Origin of the sequence: Bacillus sp. ISL-41, from assembly GCF_018613235.1 — a bacterium.
GTDB lineage: Bacteria > Bacillota > Bacilli > Bacillales > Cytobacillaceae > Mesobacillus.
In genome coordinates this window covers 94891-108712 of sequence record NZ_JAGGQP010000013.1, presented here as the reverse complement: position 1 = coordinate 108712, position 13822 = coordinate 94891, and the positions used below count along the sequence as shown (strand labels likewise).

Sequence of the window (13822 nt, the reverse complement as noted above, 5' to 3'; positions counted from 1 at the left end):
CCATAACTGATATGGATGACGAGGTTTTTTGGAGTTTCACCACAAAACTCGGACTTTACCGAATTTATGACTAAATGCTGGCTTAAATTTTCGGACATAGATTTCGATAAAGACTACCTCAAAAAGAAGCAGAGCTTCCATATGAAAGCCCCGCTTACACTACTGGTTATCTCCATCGGTCCCTGTTGTCCGTCCTTTTCCTGTTTCTTGCTGAATAGCAGGAATCACAGATTTGATAAGGGGAATCGACATGGATTCCCTTGCCGCAATGCCTGCATTTCTTTTTATAATTTTTGACTTCTGACTTTAAAAACTCATGAACATCGTCACTTAATTCAGTACGAACCCTTTCCCAATAAACAGCCTCCGTTTTTCTGCCAAGCTTATATAAAAACAGCAAATGGAGCCCAATTGCTTTATAAGAAAGCTCCAGTTCCTCCAGGGAGGCAGTTTTAACAGGCGGTTCCGGCAATTCTGCACCATCTACAATCGCTTTTATTGTTTCAAGCCATTGTTCAATAAGAGCTGGTTCTTTTGATGAAAAAGGAAGATGAAGAAATCCATACAGCTCCATCATCGGTAGTCTTGCCTCAATTTCAGTATCCCTGACGTATTCATAAAGCTCTCTTTCTTCCGACAGCGAAGCTTTGCTAGTCCCTTTAGGGCTCTCGAACTTATTCCATAACTCAAAGAAAACAGCAAGCGACCGGTGATATTTTTGAAACCTTTCAAAAATACCCGCAGTCGGGGCAATTGAAAATGTCTCTACCGGTTTATCTTCTTTTTCGAGCAGCTTTGTCATCAAGCCAATATCTGACGTAAAAGCAACCCGGCCGACATTGTAAATGCCTTTTCTGCCAGCACGGCCAGCTATTTGCTTTACTTCCTGGGAAGTAAGTCTTCTTCTCCTCGTCCCATCGAATTTTTCAGTTTCTAAAAAGACAATTCTCCTGATTGGCAAATTCAGCCCCATGCCAATAGCGTCGGTAGCCACAACTACACTTGTTTCTCCTTTGATGAAACGGTCAATTTGCTTTTTTCTTGTTTCTGGCGGCATGCTGCCATAAATCATGCTTACCTGGCGACCGCTGTTTTGCAGTTTTGAGGCATTCTCAAGCACCTGTTTTCTTGAAAAGCAAACAAGTGCATCGCCTTTCTTTGTATGCTTTAGGCTGAATTCTTTGTTTTCAACCTGGAGTGGAATATCACGGCTGTATTCGTAAATCTCTGCCACACCTTCATCCAGCAGGTCCATCATCATAGCCTTGATATTCTTGCTTCCGATAATATGGACTTCCTCTGCATTTGCTTTAGTGATGGCTTTAAACCAGGAAAACCCTCGATCCTTATCAGCAATCATCTGTGATTCATCAATGACGACCACTTCATAAAAGTCCTTTTCGTAAAACATTTCAACTGTACAGGAAATATGGTTGGCCCCCTCAACTGGCTTTTCTTCCTCGCCTGTTTTAAGGGAACATGGAACACCCTCTGTATTGAGCTTTTCATAAACTTCAAGAGCAAGCAGACGAAGCGGAGCCAGATACAAACCTGTTTTTGCCTCCTTCATCCTTTCAAGAGCATGGTGGGTCTTTCCCGTATTCGTTTCACCGATGTGAAGAATATACCTGACATTTCTTCTCAGCGAAGGATTGTATTCGCGTCCAAATATGTCCTCGAGCATACGTGCTTCTTCTTTCCTTTTACGTTCAAGCTCTGCCTGCTCCTCTGCCTTCCTGCGTTCCCTCTCTACAAGGTCTCTTTCATATATCGCCTGATGTGTACTTTCTTCATATTCAATTTCAGCGAGACGCAATAGGTCAGTTACATACTCTTCCTGCAGCTTATAAAGAAATCCATCTAAATAAACTTCTGCTAGATCGTTAATGATTCTTTTAGTCTCTGCAGCTGAAAGTTTATCCTCAAACACTTCCTCGTACTCGCTGATTAATTGCTGATCTAGATTCTTCATTACTTCTTCAGCAGAAATCTGCGTATAATACTCCAATACCTTGTGTTCAAAATGATACTGGTAGGTCTCATATTCAAAATAAAATCGTCCCCAGTTGGCTGTTTGATGGATTTGGCCGGTCAATTCATCAAAAAAGTCAACCATCATTCTGTAATCATCTGGATTGAAGGATCCAATCACGGTTAATCTTTCTTCCAGCATGTTTGTATCGATATCCTCAAACTTTTGATTTTCATTTAAGATTGTCTTTAATTCCTTTGCCATCTTATATCTTATTTTAAGATAGGCTGACTCTTGAAAGTCACTTAAAACCGTGTGAGAAACCTGATAAATTTTTTCCTTAATGCCTGCCTTTTGCTCAAGCATCCGGTCTTCCTCAGCTTTTTTGAGGAAATTCTTTCTCGCGCTGTTATAGTGTGTTTCCCAACTGAGTTCATCAATAGCGGACTTAATCCACTCTTTTGTGTTGAAGGGCTTAAAGTCTCTCATTTCATTCCTGAAAAGCTTATTGATCAACTTTCTGTCCACACCTTCAACCACATATCCCCGCTCACTTAAAAAAGCCTTCTTATCACGCTTCGAAAAGTCATTCGTAGACTTTGTCAGCCACACATTGAGCCAGATTTGGCTGATATAAGTATTTCTTATTTCTAAGTAATTCTCGAATTCAGGAAGAACTTCATGTTCACCAAGGAATTTTTCGATATCATCCATTATTTTGGTTTTTGTGTTCTCCACCGCCTGCTGGTGGATTATTTCAATTTGTTTCATATTTGAACCCCTTAAAATATGTAAAGTATAAAAGCATCGTATACATAGTACTTTTTCTTTTTCATGAAAACTATGATATCGTACCCCGCACATGACTAACAATGACTATATAAATAAAAGGCCGCACAACAAATGTGCGTGCCCTTCCATTTAATTTGCTTCATAAATCAGTGGAACGGCTGACTATGCGTTCTTCACCTTCAACTTTTTCATTACTTTAGTCAGAACCTTTTTATCGTCCTTTGTTACACTTTTAGGTTTAATCGGTGATACTGGTTTAATTTTATCGACATTATCTATACTTAGGATTTCAAGGTAAAACGGTGTGGTTTGCCGATTCCCCTTCAGGTATCCCTTTAGAATTTTCATTTTTTCAGAGGTACCTGTTAGAGCACCCTGATAATCCCATTCTATTTCATTTTTGTATCTTGAATCCATCTTTTCTTTTAAAGCAAAGGCTTCTGCTAGTGCATCCTCCGGAGTCATGAAATAGGATTGCGTTCTCCTCAACCCCTTCTTTTTGCTGCCATCGCCCGCTTTTGCTTGATATAATTTTACTAACATTTCCCTCATCCTCTCTGGTTTGGTCTCACGCCTTCTCATGGTAAGTGGAAACACCAGAAGACCCGAGGAATTACGTATATATTTAGTATACCCTTTTTTCCATCAGTTACCTATTAATAAGGAAATTAATGATTTTAAAAACAAAGGAGCGTGTTTTCAATACACGCTCCTTTACAAAATTATTTAGAAATTACTGCCTCTTTTTCGTTGTTTCTCTCATGACGGATCGTTGCCTGGGCAGCAGCGAGTCTCGCAAGCGGTACACGGTATGGCGAGCAGCTTACATAGTCAAGTCCTGCATTGTAGCAAAATTCAATCGAACTCTTTTCACCGCCGTGCTCCCCGCAAATTCCTGTCTTTAGGCCCGGCTTAGTCTGGCGGCCAAGTTCCACACCAGTCTCAACCAGCTTGCCCACTCCCTCACGATCAAGCACTGCAAACGGGTTTTCGGGCAGAACCTTTTGTTCAATATACGCTTGAAGGAACTTTCCTTCTGCATCGTCGCGGCTGTAACCGAATGTAGTCTGTGTCAGGTCATTCGTACCAAATGAGAAGAAGTCAGCTTCCTCGGCAATCTGGTCCGCAGTCAATGCTGCACGCGGTATCTCAATCATTGTTCCAACAGTATATTCAAAATCCTTGGCAGTTTCTTCTTTTATGCTTTGCGCAGCTGCATTAACCAGTTCACGCATTTCCTTTAACTCATTGACATGGCCAACCAGCGGAATCATAATTTCAGGCTGGGCATTGATTCCTTTATCAGCTAAATTTGCTACAGCATAGAAAATGGCCCTTGCCTGCATTTCATAGATTTCCGGGTGAATCATGCCAAGTCGGCAGCCACGGTGGCCAAGCATCGGATTGAATTCGTCCAATTGCCTTACCTTCTTAAGCAACGCTTCCTTTTCCTTAAGTTCTTTTGATTCAGGGTCAAGGATTTGCAGTTTCGTAATTTCCACAATTAGTTCTTCTTTATCTGGCAAGAACTCATGTAAAGGCGGATCCAGCAAACGAATGGTTACTGGCAGTCCCTGCATGACTTCAAGGATTCCTTCAAAATCCCCTTGTTGCATCGGCAATAGCTCATCAAGTGCTTCATTTCGTTCTTCGAATGTTTCTGCAAGAATCATCTTCTGGACGATCGGCACTCTTGCTGCGTCCATGAACATATGCTCAGTACGGCATAGCCCAATTCCGCCTGCACCGAATTCCAAAGCCTTGGCAGAATCCTCAGGATTATCTGCGTTAGCACGGACGCCGATTTTACGCTCTTCATCAGCCCATGCGAGCAAAAGCTGGAACTCTTCGGACAGCTCAGGTTCGATCATAGGGATTTCACCCAGCATGATTTCACCTGTACCCCCATCAATCGTAATGATTTCACCATGATTAACTACCGTTTCACCAACACGGAATTGTTTTTCGTGCAGATCAATTTTCATCGCTTCGCATCCACAAATACAAGCTTTGCCCATTCCACGTGCTACTACAGCTGCATGGCTAGTCATTCCTCCACGGCTAGTAACGACAGCTTGTGCTGCGATGATGCCATGGATATCATCTGGTGTTGTTTCAGGTCGTACCAGAATGACCTTTACGCCTTCGTTAGCAAGCAATTCTGCTTCATCAGCATCAAATACTACTTTTCCCGTTGCTGCGCCAGGTGAAGCAGGAAGACCTTTGGCCAACTGTTTGCGCTCGAAATTCTCATCGATCCTGCGATGCAGGAGCTGGTCAAGCTGTTCCGGGTCAACACGAAGCAATGCAGCCTTTTTATCAATGATTCCTTCTTCGACCAACTCTGTAGCGATACGGATGGCAGCCTGTGCAGTGCGCTTCCCAGTCCTTGTCTGAAGGATGAACAGTTCTCCGCGTTCAACCGTGAATTCGATATCCTGCATATCCTCATAATGCTGTTCGAGATGGTTACAAGTATCAACAAACTGCTGATAAACTGCAGGCATTTCATCCTTTAACGTCTGAATTGGCTGTGGAGTCCTTATGCCTGCGACCACATCCTCTCCCTGTGCATTAATCAAATATTCACCATAAAGGATGCTTTCTCCAGTTGATGGGTCCCGGGTAAATGCTACACCTGTTCCTGAGTCATTGCCCATGTTTCCGAAGACCATGCTCTGGATGTTAACAGCAGTCCCCAGGTGTGAAGGAATTTTATTCAAACGGCGGTACACGATTGCCCGCTGGTTGTTCCAGGAATCAAATACAGCATTTATGGAAAGGAATAGTTGTTCTTTTGGATCCTGAGGGAAAGGCTTTCTTGTATGTTTGGCCACTATATTTTTATAGCCCTGGATGACTTCCTTCCAATCTTCAGCAGTCATTTCAGGGTCAGCCGCGTAGCCTTTTGCTTCCCTGGTTTCTTCCAGTAAACGCTCAAAGAAGAATACATCGACATCGAGGACGACATCACTGAACATCTGGATGAAACGGCGGTAAGAATCATAAGCAAACCTAGGGTTGTTCGTAAGTTTTGCCATACCCTCGACTGTTTCGTCATTCATCCCAAGGTTAAGAATTGTATCCATCATCCCAGGCATTGAGAATACAGCCCCAGAGCGAACAGATACAAGCAATGGGTTCTCAGGATTTCCGAGTTTCTTTCCAGTTTTCTGTTCCAATTCACCAAGCGCTTCTAAAACCTGTGCCTGCACTTCAGCAGGGATGGTCTTTCCAGCATCATAATAAGCATTACATGCCTCCGTGGAAATAGTGAACCCGAAAGGTACAGGAAGGCCGATGTTGGTCATTTCTGCCAGGTTAGCACCTTTTCCTCCCAGGATTTCCTTCATTCCGCTGTTTCCTTCATTAAAAAGATAAACAAATTTAGACATCAGCCTTAACTCCTCTCACTTTTTAAAATATCGAGTATCAATCCTGCTGTTTCTTCGATTGCCTTATTGGAAACATTGATGACTGGGCAGCCAACACGTTTCATGATTTTTTCAGCATAATCAAGCTCTTCCAGGATTCGTTCATAGCTTGCATAATTTGCCCTGGCACCCAGTCCAAGCGCTTTCAGCCTTTCCGTCCTGATTTCGTTCAGTTTATCCGGCGAGATGATCAGACCGACACATTTGCTTCTTGGTATCTGGAACAATTCATCTGGCGGCTTTACCTCTGGAACGATTGGTACATTGGCTACTTTGTAACGCTTGTGTGCAAGGTACATTGATAAAGGTGTTTTTGAAGTCCGTGAAACGCCGACCAGTACGATATCCGCCCTTAAAATGCCGCGCGGGTCTCTGCCATCGTCGTATTTGACGGCAAATTCAATGGCTTCAATTTTACGGAAGTATTCATCATCAAGCTTACGCATCATTCCCGGCCGATGGTTTGGTTCCTTATTGAACTTCTTCTCAAAGGCATTCATCAGTGGATTCAGCAGATCAACTGCATAGATTCCTTCCTCCTGCGCTCTTTTATCCAAATAAGCCTTAAGCGCTGGAACAACGATTGTATAAGCAATAATCGAACGCCCTTGCTTCGCAACCATGATGACGTCTTCAATGTCTTCCTCGTCTTCAACATATGAATTTCTTCTGATATCAACCTGGCCGCCGTTAAACTGGGTTGCAACAGCCTTAACTACAAATTCTGCCGTTTCCCCGACTGAATCGGATACCACGTAGACAACTTCCTTCATATCCAAAATACGCTCACTTCCTAGACAGATTTTTGCTCAGCTATTTCTAAATAAACCTTTGTAATGGTTGTTTTGGTTATTCGTCCTATAACTTCATATGAATCTGGTTTATGCTTGAGTTCCCGGACGACAGGGAGAGAATCAATTCTGTTTGTCACAAGCTTTTTAGCGGCCTGGACGAGTGTTTCTTCTGGCTTCACTGTTATAATGTTTGGCATCCTTGTCATGATGACGCTTACAGGAAGATCCTCGAGATTTTTGTTACCGATAGCTGCCCTCAACAGGTCTTTCCTTGAGATGACACCAGCAAGGCATCCTTCAGAATCAACTGCATAAAGTGTTCCTACATCCTCAAGGAACATCTGGACAATCGCATCATAAACAGAAGAAGATTTTTGAACGACAATCGGATGGCCCTTATAATCTTTGACTTTCAGATTAAGAACTTCTGTCGGTTCAAACAATCTTTCTTTATCCTTATTGAAAAAATAGCCAACCCTCGGCCTTGCCTCCAGACTGCCTGCCATTGTCAGGATTGCCAGGTCTGGCCTTAGAGTAGCCCGGGTAAGCTTAAGCTTCTCGGCTATCTGTTCACCGGTTATCGGACCATCCTCCTTGACAATTTGAACGATTTCTTCCTGCCGTTTTGTTAGTTTAATAGAACTCACCACCAACGTACCCCCAATAATTAATATGTAACATTATCAAGGAATTTTTTAATGTGTTATCCTTATTAATTTATAGTATATAACATTTAGCCAAAAAGCAAAAGAAAAGGTTTTGATAATTCTTTGAATATATTAAATGCGCAAGGTTTCTTGCGTTAAAAGGGGATATTTTAAAATTTTAATAACTTAAAATATGTCATACTGTTTCATACAATACAGGTTATAAGTCTTTGTCTGGGGCTGGGGCTGCTTCGGACAGGTTTGGGGAATTCAGTGTAAAGCTGTCTTAACTTCGGGCTTCTTTTGACAGCTTTGAAGGAAATCAGTGTAAAGCTGGCTGAACTTCGGGTAACTTCTGACAACTTTGAAGATAATCACCGAAAAGCTGTCTTAACTTCCGGCTTCTTTTGACAGCTTTGAAGGAAATCAGTGTAAAGCTGTCTTAACTTCGAGCTTCTTCTGACAACTTTGAAGCAAATCCAGATAAAGCTGTCTGAACCTGGCCTGCTTCCGACTGCATCGTGCTAAAACACGGAAAACACACTCAAAAAATCCCCTGAATTCCATTCAGGGGATCCATCCACTTTTATAGACTTAGTTCAAGCGTGACGGGGCAGTGGTCACTGCCCATGACAAAGCATTCTGCACCTGCTTCTTTAATTGCAGGTGCCAGTTTTTCGGAAACAATGAAATAATCAATACGCCATCCGATGTTCTTTTCTCTTACTTTATTCATGTAAGACCACCAGGTGTAGACATCTTTAACCTCAGGATGCAAGTGGCGGAAGGAATCAACGAATCCGCTGCTGAGGAGATCGGTCATCTTTCCTCGTTCCTCGTCTGTAAACCCGGAATTTCCGCGATTTGGTTTTGGATTTTTCAAATCAATCTCATTGTGGGCGACATTCAAATCGCCGCAAAGGATTACCGGTTTAGTCTCGTCCAATTCAAGCAAGTATTCCTTTAGCTTGTCTTCCCAGGATAGGCGGTAGCCGAGGCGCGCGAGATCACGCTGCGAATTTGGCGTATAGACATTAACGAGATAAAACTCATCAAATTCTACTGTGATTGCCCTGCCCTCATGGTCGTGTTCAGCCGATCCAATGCCATACTTTACTGATAAAGGCTCTTGTCTCGAAAAGACAGCTGTTCCGGAATAGCCTTTCTTTTCAGCGTAATTCCAGAACTGGTGATACCCTTCCAGATCAAGGCTGATCTGGCCTTCTTGCAGCTTCGTTTCCTGTATACAAAAAAGGTCTGCGTCCGCTTCTTTAAAGAAATCTAAAAATCCCTTACGAGCGCAAGCCCTGATGCCATTTACATTCCATGATACTAATTTCATAAATCCGTATTCTCCTTGTTTTGTGCATACTTATTCGTGCGTATCTTCTATTCTAGCAGTCTTCGATCAGCGATTCTAATATCGCGATTCCCTTTGTTATATCCTCAACAGGTGCATTCGCAAAAGAAAGTCTGAAATGCTGCATTTTTTGGGTTGCATAAATTCTCCCGGGATTGATCAGCACCCCATTGGCGAGAGCTTTCCTGTACAAATCAGGCAATGAGATATCAGGATTCATTTTTACCCATATGAAAAATCCGCCGGCAGGCTTTTCCCATTCGGCATAACGGCGCAAATGTATTTTCAGTGCTTCCAATGTCGCATTTCTTCGTACTCTTAGCTGCTTTCTTACATTCGCCAAATGCTGTTCATAAAATCCGCTGGATAGCCATTCTGCGGCAGCTCGCTGCGAGAGAGAACTTGAACCGTAGTCGGTCTGCATTTTCAGGTCAGCCAGCCGGTCAATGACCGCTTCCGGACCGGCAATCCATCCGATTCTCAATCCGGGATTCAGACTCTTCGACAGGCTGCCAAGATATAAAACATTTCCGTGCCGGTCTTGCGATTTAATGGGAGGAGGAGGCGGAGAATCCAGCCACAAATCGCCGTAAACATCATCCTCTATAATGGGAAGCTGGGCACTCTCAGCCAGTTTGAGCAGTTCCTGCCTTCTATTTTCTCCCATAAGAGTGCCAGTAGGATTATGGAAATTCGGGTGGCAGTACAGCACTGATTTCTTACTTAGATGTGATGCCTTTATCATCCCGGGAATGATGCCATCATTGTCAATCGGGATTCCATGGAGTTTCATCCCTGCAGACTGGAAGGTTGATAAAGAGTATAAATAAGATGGATCCTCGAGGAACACCGTTGATTCTCTTTCTAATAATCCTATGGAAATTAGGTGCAATGCCTGTAAAGCACCCGATACAATCAAAATTGATGAAGCATCGACCATGATTCCTTTTTGATTGAGGTGCTTGGCAATAGCTTCCCGCAACTGAAGGTTTCCTTTCGGGTCTTCGTAACCAAACGGCTTCAGTTCCTGCCCAACCTTTGTTAAAACAGCTCTCATTTCCTCCAGAGGGAATAATTCCTTGGAGAGTTCTCCTTTACTCAGCTGAATCAAATTCTCATCGGATTCTGCAAGATTTATAGCCTGGACTGTCGACAGGCTTGCCTGATGTGTGCCAAGTGCGACCTGTTCATTCCAATTTACCGTTGGTGCAGACCGCATGAGAGTCCAGGTATTGTTAACTACCACCGTTCCCATACCCATCCGGCCTTCAACAAGCCCTTCAGCAGCTAATTCATCCAGTGCCGTTACGACTGTGCTTCTGTTTACATCGAATTGTTTGGCAAGATCACGCTGACTCGGGAGCCTGCTGCCAACTGGCCAAATCCCGTTTGTAATCTGCTCTTTTATATAATTGATAATCACTTTGTATTTTGGCGCTTTCATGTCTCCTGCTCCATTCAAAATTGGTTGGTTCTAAAATACCCCTATTGGTTGGATACATTTTACCAAGACATCGTTATATTTAAAAGATAAAACTAATATGCAACGGAAAATTGGATGGTTTTTAATAGGGGTGGACACATGGACATAAGAATGGCATCGGCACACTTACTCGTTATTTTATTATGGGGATCGGCTTTTGCGGGGATCAGGCATGGTCTAGAAGGCTATTCGCCTGAGCACTTGTCATTCTTGCGGCTTTTGGTCGGGTCATCGGCACTTCTTTTCTACGCAGTAATAAGAAAAATGAAGCTGCCGGAAATAAAAGATTTGCCTGTTATATTCCTGTTTGGATTTTTGGGATTCGCAGTCTATCAAACCGCGCTGAATTTTGGTGAACAAACTGTCAGCGCAGGTGCCGCCAGCCTGCTTGTTTCTACTTCACCCGTTTTTATTGGATTATTGGGGAAACTGTTCAACAAGGAGCGCACCGGAAAATGGTACTGGACTGGCGCTTTAATCAGCATGGCAGGAATTGTTCTTATTTCTTTCGGAGCTGGCGGTGGTTTCGAGCTAGGAATTGGCGTTCTCTTAATATTAATTGCTTCATTATCTGAATCACTTTACTTTGTGTTCCAGAAAAATTACTTAGAAAAGTATGGGGCCCTGCCTTTTACTGCCTATACAATTTGGGCGGCAACCTTTTTCATGGGTTACTTTGCTCCTGGAATTGAATCTGAGATTGCTGAAGCCCCCTTAGGAGCAACCATTAGTGCTATTTACCTTGGACTTTTCCCTACGGTGGTTGCTTACTTTGCTATAGCCTATATTACCGCCCATTCTGGAGCCTCTGAAGCAGCAAGTTCCTTGTATCTTACTCCGGCTGTTTCTTTCATAATCGCCTGGATATGGCTTGGGGAAGTACCGGCAATCATGACCGTAGCTGGCGGTGTGATTACCCTTCTAGGAGTTTCCCTGACCTATCTCAAAGGGAGAAGCGAAATAGCAGGATCGTCTTTAGAAATCAAAGGATAGCTGCTCCGCTTCTCCTTCCTTTTCTTTTTTCCGGCCAGGTTTTCCTTTGCTCTTTATGGCCTGGTAGTGAAGTCTGGCATGTTTATATGCCTTCTTCACATCTACCATAGGTGCTTCATAGCCAAGTTGATAAAAAGCAGGATAAAGCCACGGTTCATGGATGTATTCCTCCGTGAGCCTGCCTAATTCAGGAATATATCGGCGGATGAACGCACCTTCTGGGTCAAGCTGCCTGCCTACCTTTACAGGATCAATGATTTTCATCTTCCCCTTCATTCCAGCCTGCTGTTGGATATAGAAATCATGTACAACTGGTTCATAATCTAAGTACAACCCTGCCAGAGCAGCAGATACTTTATGCTCATCAAGCAATAAAGTGTTAGCAATAAAAGATGTGACCATGGCCCGCAACGAAAAGTTCATCCATCCCGTTTTATCCAGACTCCTCATTGCTGCATCGATAATCGGGATTCCTGTCCTTCCCTGGAGCCAGCGGCGGAACAACTCCTCATTGTAATCCCTTTTGATTTCATTTACATCTGCCGGCTGCTGATCCTGCATTCTCAAATTGCTAATTTTTGCCCGTGTAGTAAGCTTTGCTAAAAACTCTTCCAGCTGGACCTTTTCTTCCCCCAGATCACATGCTTGCAACTTCCGGACGGTTTTTTGATAAATGGTCCTGGCCGAAATATTTCCCCATGTTATATAAGCAGAAAGCCTTGATGATGAAAGCGAGGAAGGCAGCGGTTTTTGGTGATTTTTAATATAGTTTTCGAATCTGCCTTCGAGGAATGATTCCAGCGTTTCAATAGCCTTTAATTCTCCCCCCTGCTGACCAAAGCGGATTTTATTACCCTTGAATCTCAATTTCTGCAATCTTTTAAAATCAGCAAACAGAAAATCAGGGATATTTGACGTTACTTCAATTTTGTTTGGAACTTCAGCTAGCGGTTCATTTAAATAAGAGTTTAAACGTTTATTAAGCAGCCTCCCCGGGACATTTTCAAGTTCCGGACCATAAGCAAACAGAAGCTGTTCTTTTTGTTTCGACCATTCCTTAACTATATCCATGAAGCTACTATTATTGTGCGCATATAAGTGTATAGAATCATAATGATTCAGCATTTTTTCGAGAACCGTCTCCATCTCATCGATAGCCAGAAAGAGTTTTCCATCCAGCCCCTCAATTTCTCGTGCGAGCTCTTCAAGACTTTCAACAACAAAATGAAAATGGCGCTCAGAAAGCGGCGTATCCTCCCACTGTGAAGGCTCAAATACATACAGCGGCAATACCTCTCCCGCTCTGGCTGCATCAGTCAAAGGCTGATGGTCGGCAATGCGCAAATCTTTATTGAAAAGGACGATGTTCATTCTAATCACTCCGCTATTGACGATTATCACTTGGCTCTTTAAAAATTGTACACCCGAACCGAAAATATTCTAAAAGCATCTATAGTGAAATTAAGCACTCCTAATTTACTATTTCTCTTAAAAGTATACCGAAGACGATACCTAAGAACATGGAAGTCAATGTACCAAGCAGAAAGTATTCCGCCCAGTCACGATCATCCATTTGCTTAAAACGGGCGATTGATTTAGCGGTAACAATGAAGGCGATTGCCGGATACGAACTGTAGTATGTAAGTAAAATGACCAGGAGTCGCTCGATATAGCCAATCAGCTTCCCACGTGACATATCGTGCTTGTTGAAAATCATATAGCTATATTGCTCAGATAAACCCTTTTCACTTTTACTGGTTTTCTGATATGCCGGCTCCCTAAACTCATTTTTAAAAGTATATTTCCCTTCAAAAGTCAGCAGCTGCCCGGGCAGAGAGCCGAGAAGGATGCGGATTATATGTCCGCTGACCGTTGTTCCCAATATTAAAATAATGGCAATGACGAGGATGGTACTAGAGGCGTCCAATTGGCGCCCTTCTTCAAACAGAAGCTGTATAAATCTATTAAAATTGGAAACTAGCGATATTTTATAAAACAACTGCATCGCTATCAAAAGCATGAATATGTGCAACAGCTGGTCTAATATAAAAAACCAGAGTTTATTCATGTTTTCGCTTGCCGTAAATTGATCCACAAGTTTGATTTTCAACAGGTCGATCATTAGATGTGTGGCTGTTATGAACAGCATCGGCCATATGACAGTCATGACGGGATCTTTCTGCTGATAAAAAAAGAGCCAGCCTGCCGCAAGTACAATTGTATTTACGAGGAAATGATGGAGTATATGCTTTTTAAGGTTCTTCAGCTTGTCCTGTACCATTCGATCCGTCTGAAGGTAAAAATCGGCTAGTAGATGTGCAATGATCAAACTCAATAAAAGCATGAC

Annotated in this window: 10 protein-coding genes; 1 reads left to right on the top strand and 9 read right to left on the bottom strand. The window is 42.8% G+C overall.

From position 1 onward, the window contains the following. Positions 1-166: 166 nt before the first annotated feature. From J7I80_RS06545 to pdxR, 7 genes are all read right to left on the bottom strand, one after another. The gene (locus tag J7I80_RS06545; protein WP_214736786.1) at positions 167-2743 is read right to left on the bottom strand and encodes a DEAD/DEAH box helicase; all 2577 of its coding nucleotides are present in this window, start codon (positions 2741-2743) and stop codon (positions 167-169) included. Positions 2744-2926: 183 nt separating this feature from the next. After that, positions 2927-3307, bottom strand: a complete 381-nt coding sequence (locus J7I80_RS06540; protein ID WP_214736784.1) for a hypothetical protein — start codon at positions 3305-3307, stop codon at positions 2927-2929. Positions 3308-3486: 179 nt separating this feature from the next. Beyond that, entirely contained in the window at positions 3487-6159 is a 2673-nt protein-coding gene (ppdK, locus tag J7I80_RS06535; protein WP_214736782.1) for a pyruvate, phosphate dikinase, read from the bottom strand. A 5-nt stretch (positions 6160-6164) separates the two neighbouring features. Next, on the bottom strand, positions 6165-6977 hold the full coding sequence (locus tag J7I80_RS06530; protein WP_192471751.1) for a pyruvate, water dikinase regulatory protein: 813 nt from the start codon (positions 6975-6977) through the stop codon (positions 6165-6167). Positions 6978-6991: 14 nt separating this feature from the next. Then, on the bottom strand, positions 6992-7639 hold the full coding sequence (gene ccpN, locus J7I80_RS06525) for a transcriptional regulator CcpN (RefSeq protein ID WP_192471750.1): 648 nt from the start codon (positions 7637-7639) through the stop codon (positions 6992-6994). 586 nt (positions 7640-8225) lie between these two features. Beyond that, on the bottom strand, positions 8226-8981 hold the full coding sequence (locus J7I80_RS06520; protein WP_214736780.1) for an exodeoxyribonuclease III: 756 nt from the start codon (positions 8979-8981) through the stop codon (positions 8226-8228). 52 nt (positions 8982-9033) lie between these two features. Then, on the bottom strand, positions 9034-10443 hold the full coding sequence (gene pdxR, locus J7I80_RS06515; protein ID WP_214736778.1) for a MocR-like pyridoxine biosynthesis transcription factor PdxR: 1410 nt from the start codon (positions 10441-10443) through the stop codon (positions 9034-9036). A gap of 138 nt (positions 10444-10581) precedes the next feature. Between pdxR and J7I80_RS06510 the strand changes: the two genes are divergently transcribed. Continuing rightward, on the top strand, positions 10582-11475 hold the full coding sequence (locus J7I80_RS06510) for a DMT family transporter (protein WP_214736776.1): 894 nt from the start codon (positions 10582-10584) through the stop codon (positions 11473-11475). Here J7I80_RS06510 and J7I80_RS06505 read toward each other — a convergent pair. Beyond that, a complete protein-coding gene (locus J7I80_RS06505) occupies positions 11458-12846 on the bottom strand; it encodes an FAD-binding domain-containing protein (RefSeq protein ID WP_214736773.1) in 1389 nt (462 codons plus the stop codon). The two genes, J7I80_RS06510 and J7I80_RS06505, sit on opposite strands and share 18 nt — an antisense overlap. 100 nt (positions 12847-12946) lie before the next feature. After that, complete coding sequence (locus J7I80_RS06500) at positions 12947-13819, bottom strand: DUF3307 domain-containing protein (RefSeq protein ID WP_214736771.1); 873 nt, start codon at positions 13817-13819, stop codon at positions 12947-12949. Between the last annotated feature and the right edge of the window lie 3 nt (positions 13820-13822).